Consider the following 24,504-nt stretch of genomic DNA (forward strand, 5'->3'; position numbering starts at 1 on the left):
ATAGTCACAAAACCTGGAAACAATTCACATGACAAAGGCGTACAGATAAAAGGAACTAACGATTTTGGCCGTAATAGTGAGAGAATTCCATGATGATTAAGAAATTACTACAAAGAAAAAGCCATGCATACACATGACTTTCATAGCATACTCACTTCTATATTCAATAGAAATTAAAGTGAATTATATTTCTTTACTTTTAAAGGAATATAATTCACATATAAATCTATAGCATAAGTAATAATCAAAATTCCTTTTCCTTCATCAGCAAATTTCGCTTACAGAAACTGTTCTGAAATTTTCCTTTTTCCCCATCTCTTTGGAAGCCATTCAACTCCTAAGAACATAACAATAATCCTCTACTTATTAACTAGCTACTTTTCTTTTTTCCATGATATTTCAAATTCCCCACCATGTTCTTCTGTTATAATTTTAACTTTATATGTATCATCTTTAGACACTTTAATATTATTTTCGCCTTTTCCACTATTAACTTCCAGTATTGTATTATCATTTGAATCTAAAACATAAGCTTTTATGGTTCCTTGCTTAGTTTTATCATCAAAGGAGAATATCCAGCTTTCATCTTTTTTCACATCCATATCTTGAGTTGCAAAACCTGTGAAACTTTTATACTTCCCAGATATACTATCTGAAGCACCATGAACTTTACCACCAACAATCGTTCCCTCTCTTGTAAAACAACCACTAAGAACTACCAAACATAGAACAAACAATAATGTGTTTTTAATAGTTTTCAATATCATTCCCCCTTATCCCCACAATAAATATCCTTCTATTTATATTCAAAAAAACTATAATAATTATAATATACCCTAGTGAATATATTATAGTTATTATAGTTGTAAAATCAATAATGCTAGTTTAAATCTTCACGCAACTTTATTTCATCTTCATTTACATATCCAGTAAAAATAACTTCTGATATATGTTCATGATTAAAAAACATATTATATTCAGTTGAAATATTTCCGATTGGATAATAACAAGCTACATAATCCCAAGTTTTCTTAGTTTTTGAATCTTCTTGTTTTCTACCATATATCATCAATGGTTGTTCCCATGTTTTAAATCTCACAACTGAACCAATCGGAAGTAATGTATCTTTCTCTACCTTCTCCATTTTAATTCACCTCTTTATTTAATGAAAAATTTACCTATTTTATATAAAATTAAAAAACTAATAGGAACTGTAATTAAATATATCAATGAAAAAATTATTTTTTCTTTTAAATTATATGTAGCATCGAACATTGTAAAAATAATAGTACCAAAAAAACAAATAACAAAAAGAATTGTTAAAATTTTTTTCAAACTTTCTAAAGTCATAAAAGATACCCCTTTTTACTTTATCTCTACTTCAACACCTGTACCCACAGGACTAGCTCCAGGTCCCCAAGGGAAATTTACTTTAAATCCACTTGAACTTACCTTAAAAGAACCACCCGTTTGTCCAAGTGAGGGTGAACCCCGATATGTAAATCATGATTTGTAAATGGTATAGGTATATCTATACCCACTTCATATTTTGCTAAAGAGGCCTCCTCCCCAAGTTCAAAACCATTTTTATCTATTTTATCAGCAACTTCTGTATTCCCCATACTTAAACTAGCTTCTACATAAAAAAATAAGAAGCCTCGTTTACAGGCTCCTTCATCATCGACTTAAGTAATCCGAAATGGTTTGAAATACTACTATATACATATTATGAATATTTCGATCGGAAACAGTATCATTATATAATCCCATACCCCAATATTGCCCTTCAGGGTTCCCCATATTTACAAACCCTTGCGTATACGTCATCGTTTTATCCTTTGGGGTATTATCATAATCTAAATCCTTGTTAGTAAAAATTAAATACGGTCTATCTTGCAAACCAATAAAAAATACCGGCTTCTTTAACGATAAAAATAAGTCCGTATACTGCTCCTTTGATGCCTCTTTAAAGTATTCTTTCATAACGAAAAAACCATCAACTTTTGCTGATTTCTCCTGCATTTCTTCTAACTTTATACTTTCAAACTTTACATTCCTAAACGTATCTTTCGGCTTTTCTCCAACAACTCCAATTACGAGTGCTCTTCCGTTATATTCTAATTTTTCTCCTTCGTTATTCTTTGCACACCCAGCACCTACTAGGCATAACAATATAAAAACTAAAAAATATGATAAACGCTTCATTTAGCACCCTCCCCCTTCTTTTTAGTCAAGTGACAAAAACGTAAGGTTAATTCAAGAAAATGTAAGTAAAATCGATAGCCCAATTCACGTTTCTATATTATAATCAATTGAATTTACTTACATTACTAAACATAGGAGATCAACATGAAGAAATTTAAACTTTCATCTTTTCTTCCGTTAAGTTATATACTTCTACTCGTACTCGTAAGTCCCCTTTACGACGTATTAAATAAATCGACTGTTCACGCAGTAGACGTTACAACTGTAGTAGATGATTGGATTCCATTTGTAAAAGCATTTATTATTCCTTATTTACTTTGGTTTCCATACTTATACGGCGCACTTATTTATTACTGCTTCGCTGACCGAAAGCAATATTATGTCACTTTAAGTAGTGTTATTTTTGGAAAGCTTGCTTGTTTTTCTATTTATTATTTTTGGCAAACAACTGTACCGCGTCCGACTGTCGTTGGAACAGATGTATTTTCTGAACTAGTTCGCTATATTTATAGTATCGACCAGCCAGTAAACTGTTTCCCTAGCATTCACGTTCTTACTACATTTGTAATTATGTTAGCTGCCTTTAAGCGTAGAGAACAACATGCTTTTGAATATTACATCCTTACTTTCTTCGGTACACTTATTATTTTATCAACGCTATTTACGAAGCAACATGCCTTTGTAGATGCCGTTTCTGGAATGACACTTGCAAGCATACTTTACTTCGGCGTTCAACTCTTATTGGCCAAAGAACCAATAAGAGTTCCAGTAAAACAAAATCATAGAATGTAACATGACAAAAAAGCAGACTGTGGCTTCTCAGTCTGCTTTTATCTATTATTAAGGAGATTTTCAATTTAAGATTGTGGTACAGTCATATCACCAGAATGAATACGACCTGCTTTTTTAAGAGCAATGTAAAGTATATAAGAAACAGCTACTGGAATGACGATATAAGTAATTACCATCGCCGGGAGAACTTCCCATCCTTCGCTGGAAATTAAATTAATTGGTGCGATAAGAGAACTTAATCCAAGACCTGCAATTTCTTTTCCTGCTTCCAGTTGGAAAATTAATGCGGATACCGGACCAACTATAGCACTGGCGACGACAGTTGGGACGAGAATCATTGGATTTTTAGTGATATTTGGCAACTGTACTTTCGGAGTACAAAGAGCTTGAGCTAATATGCCACCTAAATTGTTTTCTTTTGCTGAGATGACAGAGAATCCGATAAACTGAGCGACGCATCCGGCAAGAGCTGCACCACCTGCAACACCGTCTAAGCTAAGTGCGATCGCTAACGCAGCTGATGAAGCTGGAGAGATAAGTAATAGTCCCCAAACTACTGCAATGACGATAGAAGCGATAAACGGGCTACCAGCTGAGCTATCTTTAATGAACGCTCCAACTGCATTTAAAACAGGAGTAATATTATGAGATAACCAAATACCAACTAAACCAGAACCTAATATGGCCGCAAATGGAACGAGCATCATATCTAAAGCAGTTTTTCCGCTTAAACGTTTACCAATATATACAGCTAAAGTTGCTGTTAATAATGCACCGATTGGCTCACCTGTTTTAATAATTAGACCAGCTTCAGTAATTGAAATGGATCCGGCACCAATCGCTCCGGCTACCATCGCCGAGAAGATTACAAGACCGTTTGCACCGAGCATAAAAGCAATGCCGGCACCAATCGCTGGTGCCATTAGTGATTTTGCAACAACTCCGATTGTAATAAGCAACGGAATATCAACAATTCTTCCTATATTTTCGATTAGTAAACCAATTCCGAGGGATACGAAAATACCTTGTGCGATTCCAGCAGATGCTTTAAATACACGAGACATTATATATTCCTTCATTTGTTTCACCTTCTTCTATAAGTTAGTAACCAATTGTTTTCATATAATCACGTAAAATATCGTTTGATTTTGCGAATCGAGATTCTTCATCCTCTGTTAAATTGAGTTCTACAACTTCTCTTATACCGTCTCTAGTAATAATAGCTGGTACTCCTGTACAAATATCGTATTCACCGTACTCACCATCTAAAATGGCTGATACAGCAATGACACGGTGATCATCGTTAAAGATTGAACTCGCAATATACGCTAGAGAGTTTCCGATTCCGTAATAAGTAGTTCCTTTACGTTTATAAATTTCCCAGCCAGCTTTTGCAGTTTTCTCAACAATTTCATCTAAATTTATTTCTCCAAATCGTTCTTTTTGTTCTTCTAAAATTTGCAGAATTGGCTTTCCACCAACAGTTACATGAGACCAAGCAACCATTTGAGAATCACCATGTTCTCCTAATGAATACCCATGAATACTACGAGGGTCTACATGTAGCATTTCAGATAAAATTGTTCTTAAGCGAGAAGAATCTAGTGATGTACCAGTACCGATTACGCGATTTCTAGGTAATCCAGATAATTTCCAAACTTGATATGTAATAATATCAACTGGGTTCGATGCAAGTAAGAAAATACCATCAAATCCACTTTCCATTACGCCACCAACAACACTTTCCATAATCTTCGCACTCGCTCCTAAAGTATCTAAGCGACTTTGCCCTGGTTTTGGTGCTGGTCCTGCTGTAATAATGACAATGTCCATATCTTTGCAGTCTTCATAGTTTCCTGCATATACTTTTGTTCTTGTATTTGTAAAGTTAATGCAATGTGATAAATCCATTGCTTCCCCAACTGCACGTTCATGATTTATATCAATTAATAATAGCTCTTCGCAAATACCTTGATTCACAATAGAATACGCACAACTTGATCCAACTAATCCAGTACCGATAATTGCAATTTTTCTTGTATGTCTTTTCATAGCAATCTCTCCTAATTGATCATATAATCTATTTCTTTTGCTCTTTACACTCCTAATTATAGAGGTTCTCACGATAGAAACCATGGATACTTTGTGAAATATCGAACAAAGTTTTTGTCCTTTTTGTGAATTGTTATATTCCATTTTCGTCATATTTGTTACAACTGGAAAAATATTTATTATGTATTTATTGACATATACAAAAAGAAAACGAGCGAATAAATTCGCTCGTTTTCTTTTCACTATTGTTCCGCACTTAATTGACTTTTTAATTGCTGTACAATCATTGGATTAGCAGGTGCTGCCGGTTTGTAATAACTCTTTTGCTTTGCGTACTCATACATATTACGTTGGCGCGCCTCGTCTTGATTACGAATTTGAATTAACGTTTGATGTAACTGTTCATTATCAGACTGAGCAATATAATTTGCATAGCTTGTTAAACTTGCATTCAATCCTGCTAAATAATCATTTACCATATCTTTTTCATTCATCTTTCTCTTCCTCCTATCCTAGGAAAGTCAGTAATTGCTGTTTTGTATTTCGTGCATCTTGCGCATCTTTTTGTAGCATTTGTTTCAGTTGTGGATCTGTACACGTCTGTGCATACTGCTCCAACTTGTTAATAATTGTTGCGTGTCCACCAATTAAATGACGTAAGTTTTCTACTTCAAGCTCTGTTAAGTTTTGCATATAACATACCCGCCTTTCTTTGTTCATTCATCATTAGTATTTGGTTCTTTTTGGATTGTATTCATCAACTTTTCGCACATATAAACAAAATAAAAGATGAATAGCTAGGCCATTCATTTTTTATGCTAAATATTCATTCAATTTTATAAAGAAACAATCATACTTATACTCACAAGTAGGTTCCATACAATATGTAAAATGATGCTAGGTAAAATAGATTGTGTTTTCTTATATAACATAGCAAATACAATCCCCATAATCATTGCCGTAACCGGAAAACCACCATGAAGAATCCCAAAGATAAAGGAAGAAATAATGATACCAACTAGAAAACTATATTTCTTTTCAAAAAATCGATACAAAATACCTCTATATAAAATTTCTTCTTTAATTGGTGTAATTATAGCAACACTTAACACATATATAATACTTTGTAGACTATTTTGAAGTCCTAAGCTCCCTAATTGATCTCGTTGCTGCTCTGCACTTTCAAAGCTAAACAACTCTAACATTACATACTGAGTTAATGCAATGATGATAAAACCTATTAATAAATACAAGTAGGTTTTCCCATTTTTTAAAATAGATACATCCCATATGTTCTTAATAAAATGAAGCACTGGTTTATACGCAAATAAAACAATAGTAACAACAGCTGCATCAAATAGAAGTAAATAATATCCCTCTAAATTAGCACGTAATACCTCTTCTCCAAAAATCCCAAGGGCTAAAGCAAGGAATAATCCCCCTAAGAGTGAGAACCCTAGAATGCTTGCAATCGTTACAACTAGATTTTTATATGTTATGTTATCTACTTCTCTTTCTGCATTATACGCGTCTAATACTGTTTTTCTCATACTATTCCTCCATTTGTTTTCATTACCTTAACAAAAACCCTTTAATACAAATATATAGATAATATAACAAATTTTTCAAAAAGAATAATATGCAATTTTACATATCATGAAAGCTTTGTATTATATAGTTTTGGAATTAGATTACTATAGAATAATTATTAGATGAAATTCCAAAAATTTCTTATATATCCACCATAACCCTCGCATCATATAAAACTTATTAGTTAAAGGAGCAATGAACATGAAAACACATGACTTCCTTACAGAAATCCAGAAGGGCTCTGAGCCTAGTCCATATCAAGATCCTATTGCTTTTATTTTCGTTTGCCTTTCCGTAGCTATATACACATTTTTCAAACCTGCTAAATAATATCATGTAATGAGAAAAAGCCTACCGCTCTTTTCGAATTATATGCACTAAAAAACCTTAGAATCACTTCTAAGGTTTTTGTTTGCCTCGTTTCTTATTCACGTAATCCTTTAATAAACGTTTCCAATAATACATGTAAACTTATATCCAGATCTAACGGCAAACCAAATCCGCCTTGCTGTTCAATCGAAGCAAATCCATGACAAATACTTCTGAATCCGCGTGTCGCATGAAGTGCATTCTCTCCTTCTAAGCCATACTGTTGTAAAACTCGAAGACAAAGCTTTACAATTCCGTCACCTGCTTTTCTTACTTCTTCATCTCGTAAAAAAGTTGCTTCATATAGTCCAGGATGTTTTCGGACAAATGCTACATATGCTTCTCCTAATGCATGAATTGCTTCATCCATCTGTTTATCCTCGGCTGCTTCTTCCAGTTTGTTATGCAGCTGTTGTATTCCGTAAATACCAAGATTTTTCCGTACATCTTGTAACCCTTTTACATGATTATATAGTGAGGGCGAACGTATCCCTAATCTTTGCGCTAATGAAGCTAACGTTACTTCTTGTATTCCATTTGTATCTGCAATTTCTGCAGCTGTTTCTACAATTTTCTGTAATGTAAGTCCGATTCTAGGTGACATAAATTAACCCTCTTTCTTACTTTCTATATTCCGCTTCGCTTCCTGAATAGCAAGCTCTATGACAGCCCCTGGATCCTTTATCATTTTTCCGTGCCCTGCCGCAAGCAAGGAAGGTTCATATTCGCTTAGCTTCTGTGCACTTTGTAATGATATTTCTTTGCTCCACGTTGCCATCGCTGGAAACGGAAACCAAAATTTCATTTGTCCCGAAACAGCCATACCTCCTCTTGTTTGAAATGCATCCCCAACAATAAGAGCTTTATTTCGTACATCAAGAAACGACATGGAGCCCGGCGTATGTCCCGGTGTCATAATCGCAAGAAGCGATCCAACTCGGTCGCCATCTTCCAATAAAACATCAGGTACCGTTTTTATCTTTTTAGGTACACCGCCTTTTATTGGCGTATTTGGTTCATCCTTTTGTAACGTCGTATCTCCTTCTAACAGCTTTGCGTCCCGCTTAGAAATGTAGACTGGAACATGAGGAAGTACTTCCTTTAATGCGTCTAATGCACCGATGTGATCATCATGCGCATGTGTTAATACAATATTCGTAATTGGTTTTCCTATTTTCTCAGCCGCCTGTAAAATTCCTTTTGCGCTATATGGCAAAGCAGCATCAATTAAAGTTAAACCATCCTCTTCCTCCACAAAGTAACAATTCACAGGAAACGCTCTTGGCAAAAATGACAATTGATATACCGTTTTTTCATGCATCATTCTCATATTCCCATCTCCCTCTTCACGAAAACTAATACCATTAGTTTTATTATACTAATGGTATTAGTTTTATACCACTAAAAATTTCATTTTTTCAGAAAAAAGAACAGTAGCCGTATAAACGACTACTGTTCTTTAAAGATATTAAACTGTGTAACGCTCATCTTCTAAAATTTTCGCAGCGATTTCACGTTTCTTCGGAATTACGTTAAGTGGTGTGTGGCGAGTTAATTTACGTAATGATGATAACATCATGCGCAGCATGTCGCCGTTTTCAACTGCGATAAGTGTTTCTTTCGCATCTGCTTCGATTTCGTTAAATGCTTCTTGGCAGAATACTTCAGTGTATAACACTTTTTGTTTATTCTTTTCAAGACCAGTTGTTTTGATTGCTTTTTCTGTACGAAGAACAGCTGATTCCATTGCGTATAGATTGCTTACAATGTCAGCGATATTCACAAGAATTTCTTGCTCTTTATCTAATGCTTTACCGTATTTTTGAGCAGCTAATCCAGCTACCATTAAGCCGATTTTCTTCGCGTTAGTTACTAAATATTTTTGAAGTGCTAATGGCTCATCGCCTACTTCTTCTGGCATCATCATCATTAACTCTTCTTGTAATTTTTGTGCTTTTTGAAGAAGTGGTAATTCACCTTTCATCGCTTTACGTAAGAACGTACCTGGTACGATTAGGCGATTAATTTCGTTCGTTCCTTCGAAAATACGGTTAATACGAGAATCACGGTACATTCTTTCAATCTCGTACTCTGCCATAAACCCGTAACCACCGTGAATTTGAACACCTTCATCTACTGTATAGTCTAATACTTCAGAACCGAATACTTTGTTTAAAGAGCACTCGATTGCATATTCAGCGATAGAAGCTGCTACTGCTTTACCGTCTTTTACTTCTTCTTCAGATAATGTGCTCATGCGGCTTTCGAATAAACCTACTGTACGATATACAGAACTTTCAGCTGCATATGTTTTTGCTGCCATATTCGCAAGTTTCTCTTGAATTAATGGGAAGCGAGCGATTGGTTGCTTGAACTGTTGACGTTGGTTTGCATATTGTGCTGAAATTTCTACTGCACGTTTTGCAGATCCAACTGTACCAACACCTAATTTATAACGACCGATATTTAAAATGTTGAATGCGATAATATGACCTTTACCGATTTCACCAAGTAGGTTTTCTTTCGGTACTAACGCATCTTCTAAAATTAACGTACGAGTTGAAGAACATTTAATACCCATTTTCTTCTCTTCAGGGCTTGTAGATACACCAGCGTATTCTTTCTCTACGATAAATGCTGAGAAATGCTCTCCATCAATTTTTGCATATACAACGAATACGTCAGCGAATGCAGAGTTTGTAATCCACTGTTTTTCACCGTTTAATACATAATGTGTACCTTCTGCATTTAAACGTGCAGTTGTTTTTGCGCCTAATGCGTCAGATCCTGAACCTGGCTCAGTTAATGCGTATGCAGCTAATTTTTCACCAGTTGCAAGTAATGGTAAATACTTTTTCTTTTGCTCTTCGTTACCGAATAATACGATTGGTAAAGATCCGATACCTACGTGAGCACCGTGAGTGATTGCAAAGCCGCCAGCGCGAGAGAATTTCTCTGCGATTAACGCTGAGCTTACTTTATCAAGACCAATCCCACCGTACTCTTCTGGTACGTCAGCGCCTAATAAACCAAGCTCCCCAGCTTCTTTTAAAAGACGAACTGAACGATCAAATTCATGTTGCTCTAAATATTCAAGCTCTGGAAGAACTTCATTTACGATAAAGTCCTCTGTCGTTTTTGCAATCATTTTATGCTCAGATGAAAAATCTTCTGGCGTAAACACTTGATCAATCGTAATCTCATCAACTAAAAAGCTACCGCCTTTAACCGCATTTCCTACTGTTTTTTCCATGAAAATTTCCTCCTTCATATTTTCATGAGCAGCTTCTCTCTTTTTGAAAGAAGCTGGCTCTCCCGTTTATTTTTTATAAACCTTTGTTGCTTCCATTCTTTGCTTTAGCGTCGTCTCGTTCTGAGCGAACTGCTTGCACTTTTTTTATAATCCAGTTCCAGTGGCTAGAACAGTCGGTCGTTTCACCCCTTCCTGTGAGGCAAAAAGCGCCTCTTCGTCAGGGCTTCCAACGCCCTCCTGTTCTGAGCGAGCCACCTGCACTTTTTTTATAATCCAGTTCCAGCGGCTAGAATGTTCGGTGGCTTCGCTTCTTCCTACGAGGTAAAGAGCGCCTCTACGTCTGAAGCTCCATCCCCCTCACATTCTGAACAAGCCGCTTCCACTTTTTTTATAGTAATTCAAACACTCCCGCTGCTCCCATTCCGCCGCCAATACACATTGTTACGATACCGAATTGTTCGTTGCGGCGTTTCATTTCGTGAATAAGAGATAGTGTTAGTTTTGCTCCTGTACAGCCAAGTGGATGTCCAAGTGCGATTGCACCACCGTTTACGTTTACTTTTTCTTCATCTAAACCAAGTTCACGAATAACTTGGATCGATTGAGAAGCAAATGCTTCGTTTAGTTCGAATAAGCCAATATCAGATAGCTCTAAGCCAGCTAGTTTTAACGCTTTTGGAATTGCAGCGATTGGGCCGATTCCCATTACTTCTGGTGGTACGCCAGCTACTGCAAATGAACGGAATTTCGCAAGTGGCTTCATGCCATCGCTCACTGCTTTTTCACGATCCATTAATAGTACAGATGCTGCACCGTCACTCATTTGTGAAGAGTTACCAGCTGTTACAGAACCGCGAACGTTAAATGCTGGACGTAATTTCCCTAAAATGTCTAGCGTCGTCTCTGCTCTTACACCTTCATCTTGTGCGAAAATGATTGTTTCTTCTTGCAGTTTATTGTTTGAGCCAACCGAGCGTAACGTCACATCTACAGATACTGTTTCATCAGCAAAGTTTCCTGCCGCTAATGCTTTGGCAGCACGTTGATGACTTCTTACTGCAAATGCATCTTGCTCTTCACGAGAAATTCCATATTTCACAGCAACTTGCTCTGCTGTATGTCCCATACCCATATAATATTCCGGAGCCGCTTCTACAAGGCGACTATTCGGACGAACAACGTGTCCCATCATTGGAACTAAACTCATTGATTCCGCTCCGCCTGATAATACAGCTTCAGAGTGACCAAGCATAATGCGCTCTGCTCCGTAAGCGATACTTTGTAAACCAGAAGAACAGTAACGGTTAATTGTAATAGCTGGAACATCGTAAGAAAGTCCTGCTAGTCCGCCGATATTACGAGCCATATTTAAACCTTGTTCTGCTTCTGGCATCGCACAACCGAAAATTAAATCATCGATTGGTCCTTCATAATTTGCACGCTTTAACGTTTCCTTTACTACTAACGCCCCTAGATCGTCAGGACGAACTGTTTTTAATGAACCCCTCTTTGCTTTTCCAATTGGTGTTCTTGCTCCCGCAACAATGACAGCTTCTCTCATGAACGATATCTCCCCTCGTTATTAGTTACGTAATGGCTTTCCTTTTACAAGCATGTGCTGCATTCTTGCTTGTGATTTCATCTCACTTACTAAGCTAATAAATGCTTCACGTTCTACATCTAATAAATACTGCTCATCAACTTCTGTTCCGTACGGCACTTTTCCGCCCGCAATGACATATGCAAGTTTCTTCGCAATGTGAAGATCATGTTCAGAAATGTAACCTGATAAATGCATTGCTTCTGCACCAAGTACAAGAGTTGCATATCCTGTTTCACCAACAACTGGTATCTTTTTACGAATCGGTGCTTTATAGCCCGCTTCATATAAAGCAAGTGCTTTCTGTTTCGCATCATATAGTAAGTGATCACCATTCACACTAATACCGTCTTTATCGCCTAAGAAGTTGTTCGATACAGCTTCTTGTGCTGATGTAGAAACTTTCGCCATCGCTACAGATTCGAACACTTTATTCGCAACTTTTTGCAGATCAAACTCTACACCGTTTGGCATTTTATTTAAGTGTTTAATGTATAGCTCTTTATTACCGCCTCCGCCAGGGATTAAGCCAACACCAACTTCTACTAAGCCCATATACGTTTCACTAGAAGCTTGAATGCTAGCTGCTGGTAAGCAAACTTCTGTACCTCCGCCAAGCGTCATACCGTATGGTGCTGCTACAACTGGCTTAGAAGAGTACTTAATTTTCGTCATTGCATCTTGGAAGTTTTTCACAACCAACTCAATTTCAAAGTAATTGTCGTCTTGTGCTTCCATTAAGATCATTGCTAGGTTCGCACCAACGCAGAAGTTCTTCGATTGGTTACCGATAACAAGACCTTTATAATTCTTTTCTACTTCATCAACAGCGTAGTTAATCATTTGCGTAATATCCATACCGATTGCATTGCTCTTCGAATGGAACTCTAAGCAAAGGATGCCGTCGCCTAAATCAATTAAGCTCGCTCCGCTATTTTTCTTTAATACACCATTTTTCGCTTTTAATTGCTTAAGAGAAATTGCTTTTTTATTACGCTCGATTAGCTTATATTCGCCATTATCGTAATAGTAGCTATCGCCGTTATCATGTTTATAGAAAGTAGTGAAACCTTTCTCTAACATTTCTTTCACCCAAGTAGGAACGACTACGCCGTTTTCTTCCATCTTTTGAACAGATTTTTCAACGCCGATTGCATCCCAAACTTCAAACGGCCCTTGCTCCCAGCCGAAGCCCCACTTCATCGCTTGGTCAATTGCAACGATATCGTCAGCAATTTCTTTATGAAGTTTTGCAGAGTATAAAAGAGTTGGTGTAATGATGTTCCATAATAACTCTCCTGCGCGGTCTTTTGCGTATACAAGCGCTTTCAATTTATTCGCTAATCCTTTTTCTTGTTTACTTAACTCTACGGATGCAGCTTTTAATTTTTTACGCGCTTCATATTCCATCGTTTCAGGATTTAGTTCTAAAATTTCTTTTCCTTGTTTTAAGAAGAAGCCTTGACCTGTTTTGCTTCCAAGCCATTTTTTATCAAGCATGTCATGCATGAAAGCTGGTACTTTAAATACATCACGCTCTTCTTCTTGTACGTTTTCATATACGTTATTTGCAACGTGTACGAATGTATCTAAACCAACAACATCTAATGTACGGAACGTTGCACTCTTCGGACGACCAATTAATGGACCTGTTACAGAATCAACTTCCCCAATGCTGTAGCCCCGTTTTATCATCTCTTGAAGAGTTACTAATAAACCGTACGTACCGATGCGGTTTCCAATAAAGTTTGGTGTGTCTTTTGCGATAACAACGCCTTTTCCAAGAACGTCTTCGCCAAATAGTTTCATGAAGCTTAATACTTGTGGATCTGTTTCTTTCGTCGGTATTACCTCTAGAAGTTTTAAATATCGTGGTGGGTTAAAAAAGTGTGTGCCTAAGAAGTGTTTCTGGAAGTCGTCTGAACGACCTTCTGCCATTTTTTCAACTGAAATACCTGACGTATTCGAGCTTACAATAGAACCTGGTTTACGAACAGCGTCTACTTTTTCAAATAATTTCTTTTTAATATCTAAGTTTTCAACTACTACTTCAATAATCCAATCTACATCAGCAAGAAGCTCAAGATCATCTTCTAAGTTACCTGCTTCAATCAGTGCTAGATTTCCTTTCACTGTCAGAGGAGCTGGTTTTTGCTTCAATAGTTTCTGTACAGCCGTATTACTAAAACGATTTCTCACACTTCTATGTTCTAATGTAAGTCCCTTCGCTTCCTCTTCTTTCGTAAGCGCAGGTGGTACAATATCAAGCAATAATGTCGGAATACCAATATTAGCTAAGTGTGCCGCAATTCCCGAACCCATTACGCCTGAACCTAGAACAGCAGCCTTTTTAATTTGGAACATCCAATTCTCCCCCTATTCTTGAATGAATGCTCATTCAATTTTTCGACATAAGTCGCAATCAATGAGTGAGCCTCTACTAATAAATATATGATACTATTTAAATTTTCGCAATATATTTATTGATAAAATTTTCTGAAATAAATATTTTTCTTTCATTTGGCTATGCTATACATGTGTATTTTCTTTGTTTAAATGCACTTTTCCTTTTTATAATCTGACGAAACTGGAGGAATATATATGGCAAAACTTAAGAAGAACCCTTCAAAGGCTGGAATTAGTGCAGCTAGTGTAACTGGAAACGCAGGTCCACATAATCACGGTGTTGAAAAAGGACGCCAAGGTAATAACCAACAATATAAGAAGCATAATATGGGCGAAAAATAACGCTATATTTTTGGGCAGAGAACGTGGCATAATGATTAATGGCTGCTTTTTCTGCCCAATTTATTTGTACATATGGAAAACAAAAGAGGGAACGATGATGAAACGAACAATAGTTATGATTGTAATGATTGCTACACTATTTACAGGGATGATTTTCTTCTCTTATGCACAAAGGCAACAAGCTGTAAGAGCTGATCAACCTAACATTACTGGGCAATATGGGGTTACAATCGATGCAAACACAGGTGAAATTTTATATGGGAAACGCGAAGACGAACGTTCTTATCCGGCTAGTATAGCCAAAATGATGACAACCCTTCTTTTACTAGAGAATGTAAAAGAAGATGAAGAAATTACGGTTACAGAAAATGCAATTAAAACAGAAAGTCAAAGCAAGAAAATTAAACTTCGTGCTGGAGAAAAATTAAAGCGTGATGAGGCATTAAAACTTATGCTTATCATTAGTGCAGATCCAATAGCTGAATCAATTGCAGAACATATCGCAGGATCAAAAAATGAATTTGTGAAAATGATGAATGCTAGAGCAAAGGAACTTGGTACAAAGCATGCAACTTTCAAGAACGCAAGTGGTGCTGATGCAATTGGGAATAAAGTATCACCATATGACATTGCTATTATTACGAAAGAAGCATTAAAGTATCCAGTTGTTTTAGAATATATGAATTCAACACGTACAACTCTACATACTTCAGAACGCTCTCCAAACATCGCAAACTATGGACGAGAAGAACTATATGACGATCCATATGCGATTGGAAGTAAAAGCGGTCTATCAGCACTTGGCAAATATACAGTCGTAACAGTGGATGAAAAAGACGGTAAACGTGTCATTAATGTTGTATTATCTTCTACCCGCAAGCAACTGTATCCTGATACGAAGAAAATGGCACATTACGCATTTCAGCAATTAAAATAACCAAGGAGTATTTACTCCTTGGTTATTTTTTAACCATACCTTTTAATACGAACGCAACGTTTGCTGGACGCTCTGCTAGACGACGCATGAAGTAGCCATACCAGTCGTTTCCATAAGGTACGTAAACACGCATTTTGTAACCTTCTTTTACTAGCTCAAGTTGACGCTCATTACGAATACCATATAACATTTGGAATTCAAATTGATCCCTTGGAATGTTGTGTTCTTCGGCAAGTTTTTTTGTATATTCAATAATCGCTTCGTCATGTGAAGCAATTGCAGTATAATTCCCATTTAATAAGTGCATTTTAATAATTTTTTTATAATTGTCATCTACATCTTTCTTGTCTGGGAATGCCACTTCTTCAGGTTCTTTATAAGCACCTTTTACAAGACGTAAATTAGGATTATAAGCATTTAAATCTTCAATATCTTTTTCTGTACGATATAGGTAAGCTTGAATAACAGTACCAATATTATCGTATTCAGATTTTAATTGTTTAAAGATATCAATTGTTTTCCCGCAGCGTGTATAGTCTTCCATATCAATTGTAACGAACACACCATTTTCTTTTGCCGCTTCTAAAATACGGCGCATATTGTTCATTACGATTTCATCAGAGATATCTAATCCCATAGAAGTCATCTTTAAAGAAAGCTGCGAATCAAGACCTTCTCTTCCAATTGCACGGATCGCTTCAATCGATTGGTTAGCCATTTCATTTGCTTCCGCTTCATTATCAACGAATTCACCTAAATAATCGATTGTTACACAAAGTCCTTGCTTATTTAATGCCTGAATGGCAGCTGTCGCTAATTCAATCGTCTCCCCTGCGACGAAGCGACCTGCACCAAAGCGTAAACCGTACTTTTTAGCCAGTTTTGTTAGCGCTTTATTTTTAGATAAGAAAAGAAACGAATTTCGCATTAATTGTTCCATGTAATTCACCCCTATGACTGTAATTTATCTGTTTTTTACCCCTCTTCAAAATTATATCATTGTTTAAAATTATTGGATACAAATAATTATTTAGATAATTTATAAAATACTATAAAAACATTTAAAAACCTATATTCTCGCATGTAAATATGAAGGGAATATTTTTCGACATTTAGAAAAAACGGGTTTACTAGGGCAAAAATAGGCATACCGAAAATATTCGACATGCCTATAAAACCCTTAATATTCCATGTAAATTATATAAGGATATTAATAAAGAAAACTTGAGGTAACATTCACCTCAAGTTTTCTCACTGCTCATTTCGCTTCTCTTCATTCAGCCTTTTAATATCCGTAATTAACTGCACCATCTCTTCTTTCGCATCTGGATATGTCTCATTCCAATGCTTCACTAAAGCTGGCATCGTCTTCGCTATGTAAGAATAAAGTGCCCACTTCTGCACCTGTTCTTTTCTCTCTTCATTGCTCTCTCCAAGTAATAATTCCGTGTATTTCTCTAACAACCCGTCAAATTGTTCATTAAACTTTTCACTCATCTTATTTACCTCCTATATGAAAAAAGCAGCGAAGATCGCTGCTTTTTCTTATAATTTTGATCGAACAGAGTTTAATTTCTTCTCCATTGTGCTTACTTTATCACGACGATCATCAATACGAATTGTTGTTGCAACACGCTGTGCACCTTTCGTATAAGGCACTTCATGCATTTGTTGAATTACTTCTAGAATGACAGGAAGATCTCCTTCAATAATTGTATTCATCGGTGTTAATTGATACTTCACGCGATCCGCATTTTTCTCTAGCACCTTTTGTACTTCTGCTACATATTCACTAACACTTGGATTACCTGTTCCTACTGGAATAATCGATACATCAACAATTGCCATAGTAGTCTTCCTCCTATAATCGTTTCTTATATATCCATTGTCTATTTTACCGAAATCCTCATCATTTTACTAATATGTTACTCTTCCACTTTAAACTGCTCGACTAATCTTTCTAAATCTCTCATATGTTCTGTCAAACTTTCCATCGTGTGAGCTACCTTTTCTAAATGATTCACCTGTGATTCCGTTGCAGCATGTACCTCTTCGGAAACAGCTGCACTTTCTTGACTCGTACCAGCAATTGTGTGCATTACCGCTGTAATTTCTCCTTGCTCGTAACCTATGTTATGTACCTCTTCTACAATTTTTTCAACTGAAGTACTAATCGTATTTACAACTGACATAATTGTGCGGAACTCCATTTCTGCCTCTGTCGTCACTTTATTTTGCACATCTGCAATGTCTTTCAATTTACTTACAACTTCTACAACTCTTTTTACTTCTACTTGCACATCACCAATCATCGTTGTGATTTCTCCGGTTGCCTCTTTTGATTGTTCCGCTAATTTCCGAACCTCTTCAGCAACAACCGCAAATCCCTTACCTTGCTCACCTGCACGGGCAGCTTCAATCGAAGCATTTAAAGCAAGTAAATTTGTTTGATCCGAAATGCCTTTTATAAGCTCAACAACATTTTGAATCGATCCAACTCTTTGTTCTAACTTATCCGATGCTTCTTCTGTATGAACAACAATCGAAGATGATTGTCCCCTCGTACGGATTAAATTCCTCATTGTATTTAATCCTTGCTTAGATGCCTCTTCCGCTTTGCCAGCCACTCCTTTTATTTCACCAACGGAGCTATTCATTTGTTCCACTGACTCCGCCATATTCTCGAGCTGAGCTGAAACTTCATCCACACTATTCGCAAGAGTAGAAGCTCCTCCGCTCACATCATCCATCGCTCCTGAAACTTCTCTACTAGCCGCTACTGTTTCATTCGTTAAGTAATGTAAACTATTCGTTGATTGTTGCACCGTTGATACGCTGTTTTTAATTTTACTTACCATTTCATTCATTTGTTCAACCATATCATTAAAGTGCTTAGTCAACTCTCCAACTTCATCTTTACTTGTCACTTTCATTCGCAGCGTTAAATCGCCTTCTGCTACTTTTTGCACGTGATTCTTTAATAGTTGCAGTGGTCTTGCTAATCTTCTTGAGAACAAGTAGGAAGCTACGATTCCAACTAATAAACTAATACATGCCATTATAATAACTGTATTCCTCGTACTATTTAATAACCCATCGATCGTTTCTTTCGGATAAAAGATTCCTATCGTCCATTTCATCGTATCAAATGATTGACTATAAACTACTACATCTTCACCTTTTATTGTACTGCCCGCATATTTTGTTACCTCTTTATTCAAGCTCTTTATAAGTGGCTCTTTAGAAACATCTTTTCCTATCTTTTCTGGATAAACAAGAGCCATATTTTTATCATTTATAATAAACATTTCTCCGTCATTATTGTATTGAATATTGTGAAGCAACTTCTGAATCGTCCCAAGCGATACATCCATCGCAACAACGCCTAATACAGATCCATCTTGAGCTGTAATTGCTTTAGAAACACCTACACTTAACTTTCCTGTTGCAATTTCATAAGAAGGTTGTCCCCAATGGACCTTTTTTACATCAGCCTCTGAATCTTTATACCATGGTCTTGTCGTTGGATCATATCCTTCTGGCACTTGCCCACCTTCAGCAAGATTGGCACTTAATGTTTTTTTATCTTTCGTACCAATATATAAATCTAAAATACCAGGATGATTCTTTTTATACTCTGCAAACTCTTTCGTTAAAAACGCTTCCTCTTCTGGAGTAACCCCACCTTGAAGCATATTACGAATCATCTCACTGTTCGCGTAATACCCCATATCTTCATCCGTTCTTTGAACAAATGTCGTAAGTTGCTCTGTCACAAGATCCATCGCATTTTGAGAATACTCGTCTAAGGAACGCACTTCCTTTTCTTTCTGTAATTGATACACAGCTGTACCCAATATTACGAACATCATAGAAATAAGTACTGAAAACACTACCGCAATTTTTAAACGTAAACTTCTTAACATCTTCCCCCCAGCATCCCCTTCGCATTAAATTGAAATCTTATTAATCATTATATTAAGTATAATAGATAAAATTAAAAAATTGAAATTAATTCTCACCTTAATACAATTAGAAAACGGACTACCACTTGTGCAAAAACAAATAGTTCATTATCCTTAAAATATAATCTCATTCGTTCGGAGGGAACTATGTTACAAAAATTCGGTTTCTCACAATATGAAAGCCAAGCTTATGAAGTTGTCGTATCAAGCAATGAACCATTAGATGCTACAACAATTGTGAAGCATTCAGGTGTTCCAAAAGCAAAAATATATGAAGTACTAGCACGCCTAATCGATAAAGGAATGGTAATGGATTCTGTTTCAGAAAAGAAAAAATTGTATACAGCATTACCACTAAAACTAGCAATTGAAAAATTAACGACAGAATTCCAATCAAATATTAAAGAACTGGAAACAAACATATCAAAAAAATCATTTACAGATGACCGTGTGTGGAGCTTAAAAATGCAATCTTCTATTCGAGTTCAAAGTAAAGAACTCATTGAAAGTGCACAAGAATCCATCCGTATTTCAGCTTGGAATGATACTCTTTTAGAATATCTCCCTTTACTAGAACAAAAAGCAAAACAAGGTGTTCAAATCGAATCTCTTATTGTTGGAGAAGTAGAAACAGACTTAGAAAACATGCATTTTCTAATCCCAGCTGAAGAGCCTAATGCATTAGAGCGCTACTTGCTACTCATCGTTGACGATCGTGAAATTTTATTTGCTGGCGTAGAACAAGAGTCATGGCAAGCGATGAAAACAATGTCACAACCTTTCGTAAAGTTCTTTACAGAATTTTTCTATCACGACGTTGCACTTGCAAAGATTACCCAGAAGCACCACGATTTCTTTATGAAAGATGAGGAAATTAAGAGTTTGTTAATGAAATTAAGATACTAATTAAATAATAAAAAGGAGTCTAGTTTTTCACTTAGACTCCTTTTTATTTTGTTCCTTTATCTCCATCAACAGCTCAATGATTTTCTCATTTTGCTCTATCTGTTTCTCTGAATTTTTATAGATGAAACGAACCCATCTAAAAACAATGATAACCACAAATAACGGCAATACTGTGAATATAAAACCAATAATTGAATAATCCATATACCATCACCTCGCTATATACCCTTTTCTCCATTTACCTACTAAAACCTGAAATTTTTTACAAATAAAAAAGAACCTATCAAACGATAGATTCTTCTTTCACGAACTGAGTAGAGCGTCCTCTCGTAATCGAGAAAATCGCGCAAAGCAGTGCTAATATAATAAAGCCACCACCTACCCAAGCATTATATATAACAGATGATTTTTCAATAACAACTCCACCTACTGTTGAACCAAGTGCAATTCCTAAATGAAGCGCAGAGTTATTTAAACCTTGCTGAATACCAGCTGATTCCGGTGCAATTTCAATTAAATAATTTTGCTGTGCTGGTGAAATCGCCCAGCTCAGCATACTCCAAAGTCCCATCATAATGATGAAGAGCGGGAATGAGAATGTCATTAATGGCAACATGAAGATTGCACATGCAAATACGATAATAATCGAGATAATACTTTTCTTCGATCCCCATTTATCAGCAAGCCATCCACCGAATCCGCCGCCAATTACTGCTGCGATTCCGAAAATGAAGTAAAACACACTAATCCAATTTGCTTCAACATGCATGACATCTTTTAAAAACGGTGTTAAATATGCATACAATGTTAAATGCCCCGTTAAAAACAAAAATGATGTTAACTGTGCACTTACAATTTTTTTATCTTTTAAAGTAGCAAGTTGTTCTTTTATTGATAATACCGATGTCGGTGGTACTTTCGTTAAGAATAATGAAATACAAGCAATTGCCATAACTGTTAATACCGAAATTAATACAAATGGTGCACGCCATCCGTATGCATTTCCGAGTACAAGACCAAGCGGTACTCCAAGTACAAGTGATCCACTAATTCCCATAAAAATGATTCCAATTGCACGCGCACGAAAATGCGGTTCTACTACACTAGAAGCAAGTGTTACCGATAGTGCAATAATTAATGAACCACTGGCCGCACAAATAACCCTTGAGAACATCAGCATTCCGTAATTCACACTAAATGCCGAAATAATATTTCCGATTAAGAAAATCGATAATGCTCCAACATACAATGTTTTTCTTTCAAACTTCCCTGTCAAAGCTAATAAAACTGGACCTGACAAAGCAAATACTACCGAAAATATTGTGATAAGCTGACCAGCTGCACTAATAGATACTCCTAAATCATTGGCAACTAAATCGAGCGTTCCTCCTATAATTAGCTCAACCGTTCCGACTACAAAAGCCGCGATAGCTAAAATATAAACACGAAAATTCAAGTCTTTCCCCACGCTTTCTATTTTGGTTACTACCATCATAGTAACTAAAATAGAAAGTGGAAGCAAGTACAATTTTTTTACAGTAAAAAAGGTAGGCGTATAATACGCCTACCTTTTCATCATTCTGTTTCTTTCTTCTTATTCAAGTACCAATACACCGGCAGTCCCGTAAATACAATTCCAATCGATAAGAAACAACTTACTGGATCGTTAATAATCGCACTACCAATTACAAATAACGAACCTAAAATCGCTACGATTGGTACGATTGGGAATAACGGTACACTATATGCACGCTCTTTATTCTTATTACGTTTTCTTAAAATGAAGACACCAATAAACGTCATTACATAGAAAATATAAATAATGAATACGGAAATCTCAGATAGCTTATTTGGATCACTAATAATCATTAAAATAATTCCTAAAATGATTTCAACAGTAATCGCATTTGCTGGTGTTTTAAATCTCGGACTTTCCTTTGCAATAAACTTAGAAAATGGAAGTTGTCCACGTTCCGCCATAGACATTGGAATACGTGGAAATGTTAAAATCTTTCCATTTAAACAGCCGAAAATAGAAACGATAATACCGATACTAATAATTTTCCCGCCATATTCTCCAAGTAACATACCCGCAGCTGTCGCTGTCGCATTTTCTCCAAGGTCTACAATTTTCGCTGCTGGTAATACATTTAATAACGCCAAGTTAATTAATACGTAAGCAGCAGTTACGATTAAAATCCCCACTGTCATTGCTTTCGGTAATAACTTTGTTGGATTCTTCATTTCTCCGCCAATCGAAGCAAGTAAAATCCATCCGTCATAAGCAAATAACGTTGCTAAAATTGCCATACCGATACTTTGATTTTCTGATATCGGCACTACTACGTTAAAGATATCGCTATTCCCTTTCCAAAAACCTAACACGACAATTAATATGATCGGAATCATCTTTCCGATTGTCGTGATTGTTTGGACGATACCTCCGTATTTTGTTCCCATACTATTTACAACGCCAAGGAACACAACCGTTCCAATTGCAATTGGTAAATTCCACACTTTATCTAAATAGAAAAAATTAATCATTAAAGAACTAAAGTATAAACCTAATGTTCCGATAATAGCAGGTCCATAAACAATTGTTTGCATCCAACCTGATAAATATCCCCAAAAACTCCCGTAAATCTCCTCTAAATACGTATACAACCCACCATTTTTCGGGATTTGTGCTCCAATTTCAGCTACTGTTAAACCACTTGCTAGCGTCAACAGACCACCAATTACCCAAGCAAGAATGGCCATATTAGAACTCCCCGAGTAATCTAATACGCTCCCTGGTTTCATAAACACACCAGATCCAATAATCGTTCCTACTACGATAGAAAGTGCTACTGTTAAACCAATTTTGTTCTTCTCATCATGATGCATGCTGCGTATCCTCCTTCCAATCCTAGTGTGATGCAAAAATGAAATAAAAAAACACTCCTCCCTAAAAAAGGGACGAGTGTTGTATTCGTGGTTCCACCCTTGTTTCAATTCGTAAAGTAACATACTTCACCAATTTCTCAAGTCTAAATAACGGTTTTTGCCGGCAAGCAATTACTAGATGTTCGTTCACTGCTGCAGTTCAGAGGTGGTAATCCATTTTTCCGTATTAGGAAGCTCACAGCCAAAGGCTTCCCTCTCTGAGAATCGTAAAAAATTGATCGTGTCCTCATCATCACTTCTTGATGTCGAATTTTGTAGTTATTGTTCATTATATTGAATTGTTAGAAAAAATCAATATTTTTTTATATAACATAGGAAATATTTCTCTTCTTATATTATAACAGAAGATACAAAACTTCTCTAATTCCCTAAAAATGGTATAATTCTTTTAGGAGGTGTACTAATAATGATTGCTGTCTTTTGTATCATCGCTACGTTTCTCTCTGTTCTATTCGCTATCATGCATCGGCACAAGTATCCTGGTTATAGCATTTTAGCGGTAGCTATTATACCAGCTGTTTCCTTCTACGTATTGGGTAAATATCAATATACGGAAGTGTTTATCGGTTTTGCAATCTTCTACTGCATCTTCGGATACATACTAACAATGAAAAGAATTTTATTGAATCATTAAAAGGGACCGATTTCTGCTGACAGAAATCGGTCCTCGCACGTACCTTCCGGTTGCCCACACGAAAGATACGACTTCATTCAATTATTTATCTTCTTTTTTCATAAAAAACTTATGGTGCGGTAAATCAACATTCAATGCCTCTAATTGTTTCTTTTCATTGTCTAAAATCGCTTTTGCTTTTATTTTTGTTGCTTCATCTAATCCCGCAAAGATGTCTTCACGCTTCTCTTTCTCTGGAAGTTTCACACCTAATTTTGTTAATTCTTCTTTTGCTTGCTCATGCGTTAATTTTCCAGATTTCTTTTGCTCTAAAATTGACTTTGCTTTCTCTTTTTCCTGTTCATCTAAGTTAGCAAACATGTCTCCATGTTTATCTTTCTCCGGCATTTTCGCTTTGTTAATTCCTCTTTTGCTTGCTCATGCGTTAATTTTCCAGATTTCTTTTGCTCTAAAATCGCCTTCGCTTTCTCCTTCGCCTGTTCATCTAAGTTAGCAAACATGTCTCCA

Annotated in this window: 26 protein-coding genes, 2 pseudogenes and 1 other annotated feature; of the genes and pseudogenes, 5 read left to right on the top strand and 23 right to left on the bottom strand. The window is 36.2% G+C overall.

The window, feature by feature from the left end; genetic code table 11:
• Positions 1–374: 374 nt before the first annotated feature.
• The 5 genes and pseudogenes from DN400_RS03940 to DN400_RS03960 all read right to left on the bottom strand — a co-directional run bounded on the left by DN400_RS03940 (position 375) and on the right by DN400_RS03960 (position 2,205).
• The gene (locus DN400_RS03940; RefSeq protein ID WP_147801551.1) at positions 375–767 is read right to left on the bottom strand and encodes a hypothetical protein; all 393 of its coding nucleotides are present in this window, start codon (positions 765–767) and stop codon (positions 375–377) included.
• A gap of 113 nt (positions 768–880) precedes the next feature.
• Entirely contained in the window at positions 881–1,144 is a 264-nt protein-coding gene (locus DN400_RS03945; protein WP_000416551.1) for a DUF4176 domain-containing protein, read from the bottom strand.
• Between the two features lie 14 nt (positions 1,145–1,158).
• Complete coding sequence (locus DN400_RS03950) at positions 1,159–1,350, bottom strand: hypothetical protein (RefSeq protein ID WP_000171579.1); 192 nt, start codon at positions 1,348–1,350, stop codon at positions 1,159–1,161.
• A gap of 15 nt (positions 1,351–1,365) precedes the next feature.
• Positions 1,366–1,622, bottom strand: a pseudogene (locus DN400_RS03955) (hypothetical protein).
• Between the two features lie 55 nt (positions 1,623–1,677).
• Positions 1,678–2,205 carry a hypothetical protein gene (locus DN400_RS03960; protein WP_000826910.1) on the bottom strand — a complete coding sequence of 176 codons (528 nt, stop codon included), beginning with the start codon at positions 2,203–2,205 and terminating at the stop codon, positions 1,678–1,680.
• A gap of 144 nt (positions 2,206–2,349) precedes the next feature.
• Between DN400_RS03960 and DN400_RS03965 the strand changes: the two genes are divergently transcribed.
• Entirely contained in the window at positions 2,350–2,997 is a 648-nt protein-coding gene (locus DN400_RS03965; protein WP_000713772.1) for a phosphatase PAP2 family protein, read from the top strand.
• A gap of 65 nt (positions 2,998–3,062) precedes the next feature.
• On the opposite strand, the gene DN400_RS03970 is transcribed toward DN400_RS03965, so the two are convergent.
• From DN400_RS03970 to DN400_RS04015, 10 genes are all read right to left on the bottom strand, one after another.
• A complete protein-coding gene (locus DN400_RS03970; protein WP_000666168.1) occupies positions 3,063–4,076 on the bottom strand; it encodes a PTS sugar transporter subunit IIC in 1,014 nt (337 codons plus the stop codon).
• Positions 4,077–4,098: 22 nt separating this feature from the next.
• Positions 4,099–5,049: an L-lactate dehydrogenase gene (locus tag DN400_RS03975; RefSeq protein ID WP_000820647.1), complete on the bottom strand. Its 951-nt coding sequence runs from the start codon at positions 5,047–5,049 to the stop codon at positions 4,099–4,101.
• Positions 5,050–5,291: 242 nt separating this feature from the next.
• Positions 5,292–5,543: a spore coat protein gene (locus DN400_RS03980; protein WP_001002982.1), complete on the bottom strand. Its 252-nt coding sequence runs from the start codon at positions 5,541–5,543 to the stop codon at positions 5,292–5,294.
• Positions 5,544–5,556: 13 nt separating this feature from the next.
• Positions 5,557–5,742: a hypothetical protein gene (locus tag DN400_RS03985; protein ID WP_001180554.1), complete on the bottom strand. Its 186-nt coding sequence runs from the start codon at positions 5,740–5,742 to the stop codon at positions 5,557–5,559.
• A gap of 143 nt (positions 5,743–5,885) precedes the next feature.
• Positions 5,886–6,599: a CPBP family intramembrane glutamic endopeptidase gene (locus DN400_RS03990; RefSeq protein WP_001232991.1), complete on the bottom strand. Its 714-nt coding sequence runs from the start codon at positions 6,597–6,599 to the stop codon at positions 5,886–5,888.
• A gap of 464 nt (positions 6,600–7,063) precedes the next feature.
• Positions 7,064–7,612 carry a TetR/AcrR family transcriptional regulator gene (locus DN400_RS03995; protein ID WP_000074940.1) on the bottom strand — a complete coding sequence of 183 codons (549 nt, stop codon included), beginning with the start codon at positions 7,610–7,612 and terminating at the stop codon, positions 7,064–7,066.
• A 3-nt stretch (positions 7,613–7,615) separates the two neighbouring features.
• On the bottom strand, positions 7,616–8,338 hold the full coding sequence (locus DN400_RS04000; protein WP_001242581.1) for an MBL fold metallo-hydrolase: 723 nt from the start codon (positions 8,336–8,338) through the stop codon (positions 7,616–7,618).
• Positions 8,339–8,476: 138 nt separating this feature from the next.
• Positions 8,477–10,261 carry an acyl-CoA dehydrogenase family protein gene (locus DN400_RS04005; RefSeq protein ID WP_000416293.1) on the bottom strand — a complete coding sequence of 595 codons (1,785 nt, stop codon included), beginning with the start codon at positions 10,259–10,261 and terminating at the stop codon, positions 8,477–8,479.
• Positions 10,262–10,649: 388 nt separating this feature from the next.
• The gene (locus tag DN400_RS04010) at positions 10,650–11,822 is read right to left on the bottom strand and encodes an acetyl-CoA C-acetyltransferase (RefSeq protein ID WP_001206331.1); all 1,173 of its coding nucleotides are present in this window, start codon (positions 11,820–11,822) and stop codon (positions 10,650–10,652) included.
• Positions 11,823–11,843: 21 nt separating this feature from the next.
• Positions 11,844–14,225 carry a 3-hydroxyacyl-CoA dehydrogenase/enoyl-CoA hydratase family protein gene (locus DN400_RS04015; RefSeq protein ID WP_098312695.1) on the bottom strand — a complete coding sequence of 794 codons (2,382 nt, stop codon included), beginning with the start codon at positions 14,223–14,225 and terminating at the stop codon, positions 11,844–11,846.
• Positions 14,226–14,462: 237 nt separating this feature from the next.
• On the opposite strand from DN400_RS04015, the gene DN400_RS04020 reads away from it, so the two are divergent.
• Together DN400_RS04020 and DN400_RS04025 are read left to right on the top strand one after the other, a co-directional pair.
• Entirely contained in the window at positions 14,463–14,609 is a 147-nt protein-coding gene (locus DN400_RS04020) for a YuzL family protein (protein WP_001096344.1), read from the top strand.
• 97 nt (positions 14,610–14,706) lie between these two features.
• Positions 14,707–15,546 (top strand): D-alanyl-D-alanine carboxypeptidase family protein, encoded by an 840-nt coding sequence (locus DN400_RS04025; RefSeq protein ID WP_000831466.1) that lies wholly within the window; start codon positions 14,707–14,709, stop codon positions 15,544–15,546.
• Between the two features lie 22 nt (positions 15,547–15,568).
• On the opposite strand, the gene DN400_RS04030 is transcribed toward DN400_RS04025, so the two are convergent.
• The 4 genes from DN400_RS04030 to DN400_RS04045 all read right to left on the bottom strand — a co-directional run bounded on the left by DN400_RS04030 (position 15,569) and on the right by DN400_RS04045 (position 19,472).
• Entirely contained in the window at positions 15,569–16,486 is a 918-nt protein-coding gene (locus DN400_RS04030; RefSeq protein WP_000436780.1) for a proline dehydrogenase family protein, read from the bottom strand.
• 311 nt (positions 16,487–16,797) lie between these two features.
• Positions 16,798–17,043 (bottom strand): YusU family protein, encoded by a 246-nt coding sequence (locus DN400_RS04035; RefSeq protein ID WP_001290594.1) that lies wholly within the window; start codon positions 17,041–17,043, stop codon positions 16,798–16,800.
• Between the two features lie 48 nt (positions 17,044–17,091).
• Positions 17,092–17,394, bottom strand: coding sequence for an MTH1187 family thiamine-binding protein (locus DN400_RS04040; RefSeq protein ID WP_001018860.1), 303 nt, complete (start codon positions 17,392–17,394; stop codon positions 17,092–17,094).
• A 77-nt stretch (positions 17,395–17,471) separates the two neighbouring features.
• Positions 17,472–19,472 (bottom strand): methyl-accepting chemotaxis protein, encoded by a 2,001-nt coding sequence (locus DN400_RS04045; protein ID WP_000946363.1) that lies wholly within the window; start codon positions 19,470–19,472, stop codon positions 17,472–17,474.
• Between the two features lie 186 nt (positions 19,473–19,658).
• On the opposite strand from DN400_RS04045, the gene DN400_RS04050 reads away from it, so the two are divergent.
• Positions 19,659–20,417 carry a TrmB family transcriptional regulator gene (locus DN400_RS04050; protein WP_147801552.1) on the top strand — a complete coding sequence of 253 codons (759 nt, stop codon included), beginning with the start codon at positions 19,659–19,661 and terminating at the stop codon, positions 20,415–20,417.
• A gap of 27 nt (positions 20,418–20,444) precedes the next feature.
• Here DN400_RS04050 and DN400_RS29315 read toward each other — a convergent pair whose 3' ends face one another.
• The 3 genes from DN400_RS29315 to DN400_RS04060 form a co-directional block, all read right to left on the bottom strand.
• Positions 20,445–20,621 carry a hypothetical protein gene (locus DN400_RS29315; RefSeq protein WP_098312696.1) on the bottom strand — a complete coding sequence of 59 codons (177 nt, stop codon included), beginning with the start codon at positions 20,619–20,621 and terminating at the stop codon, positions 20,445–20,447.
• A gap of 79 nt (positions 20,622–20,700) precedes the next feature.
• On the bottom strand, positions 20,701–21,885 hold the full coding sequence (locus tag DN400_RS04055) for an MFS transporter (protein ID WP_025118115.1): 1,185 nt from the start codon (positions 21,883–21,885) through the stop codon (positions 20,701–20,703).
• Between the two features lie 107 nt (positions 21,886–21,992).
• A complete protein-coding gene (locus tag DN400_RS04060; protein ID WP_097996588.1) occupies positions 21,993–23,303 on the bottom strand; it encodes an APC family permease in 1,311 nt (436 codons plus the stop codon).
• Between the two features lie 65 nt (positions 23,304–23,368).
• Positions 23,369–23,605 (bottom strand) — a binding site (T-box leader).
• Positions 23,606–23,769: 164 nt separating this feature from the next.
• Here DN400_RS04060 and DN400_RS04065 point away from each other — a divergent pair.
• Positions 23,770–23,997: a hypothetical protein gene (locus tag DN400_RS04065; protein ID WP_000562237.1), complete on the top strand. Its 228-nt coding sequence runs from the start codon at positions 23,770–23,772 to the stop codon at positions 23,995–23,997.
• 81 nt (positions 23,998–24,078) lie between these two features.
• Here the strand turns inward: DN400_RS04065 and DN400_RS29760 are convergent.
• A pseudogene (locus DN400_RS29760) lies at positions 24,079–24,504 on the bottom strand (hypothetical protein); the annotation flags it as partial.

It is taken from the genome of Bacillus sp. AR8-1, assembly GCF_008042345.1.
GTDB lineage: Bacteria > Bacillota > Bacilli > Bacillales > Bacillaceae_G > Bacillus_A > Bacillus_A cereus.

What these genes read in the sequence shown, in the direction of transcription:
- DN400_RS03940 (WP_147801551.1), bottom strand. Translation starts at nt 767, where the DNA reads ATGATATTGAAAACTATTAAAAACACATTATTGTTTGTTCTATGTTTG.
- DN400_RS03945 (WP_000416551.1), bottom strand. Translation starts at nt 1,144, where the DNA reads ATGGAGAAGGTAGAGAAAGATACATTACTTCCGATTGGTTCAGTTGTG.
- DN400_RS03950 (WP_000171579.1), bottom strand. Translation starts at nt 1,350, where the DNA reads ATGACTTTAGAAAGTTTGAAAAAAATTTTAACAATTCTTTTTGTTATT.
- DN400_RS03960 (WP_000826910.1), bottom strand. Translation starts at nt 2,205, where the DNA reads ATGAAGCGTTTATCATATTTTTTAGTTTTTATATTGTTATGCCTAGTA.
- DN400_RS03965 (WP_000713772.1), top strand. Translation starts at nt 2,350, where the DNA reads ATGAAGAAATTTAAACTTTCATCTTTTCTTCCGTTAAGTTATATACTT.
- DN400_RS03970 (WP_000666168.1), bottom strand. Translation starts at nt 4,076, where the DNA reads ATGAAGGAATATATAATGTCTCGTGTATTTAAAGCATCTGCTGGAATC.
- DN400_RS03975 (WP_000820647.1), bottom strand. Translation starts at nt 5,049, where the DNA reads ATGAAAAGACATACAAGAAAAATTGCAATTATCGGTACTGGATTAGTT.
- DN400_RS03980 (WP_001002982.1), bottom strand. Translation starts at nt 5,543, where the DNA reads ATGAATGAAAAAGATATGGTAAATGATTATTTAGCAGGATTGAATGCA.
- DN400_RS03985 (WP_001180554.1), bottom strand. Translation starts at nt 5,742, where the DNA reads ATGCAAAACTTAACAGAGCTTGAAGTAGAAAACTTACGTCATTTAATT.
- DN400_RS03990 (WP_001232991.1), bottom strand. Translation starts at nt 6,599, where the DNA reads ATGAGAAAAACAGTATTAGACGCGTATAATGCAGAAAGAGAAGTAGAT.
- DN400_RS03995 (WP_000074940.1), bottom strand. Translation starts at nt 7,612, where the DNA reads ATGTCACCTAGAATCGGACTTACATTACAGAAAATTGTAGAAACAGCT.
- DN400_RS04000 (WP_001242581.1), bottom strand. Translation starts at nt 8,338, where the DNA reads ATGAGAATGATGCATGAAAAAACGGTATATCAATTGTCATTTTTGCCA.
- DN400_RS04005 (WP_000416293.1), bottom strand. Translation starts at nt 10,261, where the DNA reads ATGGAAAAAACAGTAGGAAATGCGGTTAAAGGCGGTAGCTTTTTAGTT.
- DN400_RS04010 (WP_001206331.1), bottom strand. Translation starts at nt 11,822, where the DNA reads ATGAGAGAAGCTGTCATTGTTGCGGGAGCAAGAACACCAATTGGAAAA.
- DN400_RS04015 (WP_098312695.1), bottom strand. Translation starts at nt 14,225, where the DNA reads ATGTTCCAAATTAAAAAGGCTGCTGTTCTAGGTTCAGGCGTAATGGGT.
- DN400_RS04020 (WP_001096344.1), top strand. Translation starts at nt 14,463, where the DNA reads ATGGCAAAACTTAAGAAGAACCCTTCAAAGGCTGGAATTAGTGCAGCT.
- DN400_RS04025 (WP_000831466.1), top strand. Translation starts at nt 14,707, where the DNA reads ATGAAACGAACAATAGTTATGATTGTAATGATTGCTACACTATTTACA.
- DN400_RS04030 (WP_000436780.1), bottom strand. Translation starts at nt 16,486, where the DNA reads ATGGAACAATTAATGCGAAATTCGTTTCTTTTCTTATCTAAAAATAAA.
- DN400_RS04035 (WP_001290594.1), bottom strand. Translation starts at nt 17,043, where the DNA reads ATGAGTGAAAAGTTTAATGAACAATTTGACGGGTTGTTAGAGAAATAC.
- DN400_RS04040 (WP_001018860.1), bottom strand. Translation starts at nt 17,394, where the DNA reads ATGGCAATTGTTGATGTATCGATTATTCCAGTAGGAACAGGTAATCCA.
- DN400_RS04045 (WP_000946363.1), bottom strand. Translation starts at nt 19,472, where the DNA reads ATGTTAAGAAGTTTACGTTTAAAAATTGCGGTAGTGTTTTCAGTACTT.
- DN400_RS04050 (WP_147801552.1), top strand. Translation starts at nt 19,659, where the DNA reads ATGTTACAAAAATTCGGTTTCTCACAATATGAAAGCCAAGCTTATGAA.
- DN400_RS29315 (WP_098312696.1), bottom strand. Translation starts at nt 20,621, where the DNA reads ATGGATTATTCAATTATTGGTTTTATATTCACAGTATTGCCGTTATTT.
- DN400_RS04060 (WP_097996588.1), bottom strand. Translation starts at nt 23,303, where the DNA reads ATGCATCATGATGAGAAGAACAAAATTGGTTTAACAGTAGCACTTTCT.
- DN400_RS04065 (WP_000562237.1), top strand. Translation starts at nt 23,770, where the DNA reads ATGATTGCTGTCTTTTGTATCATCGCTACGTTTCTCTCTGTTCTATTC.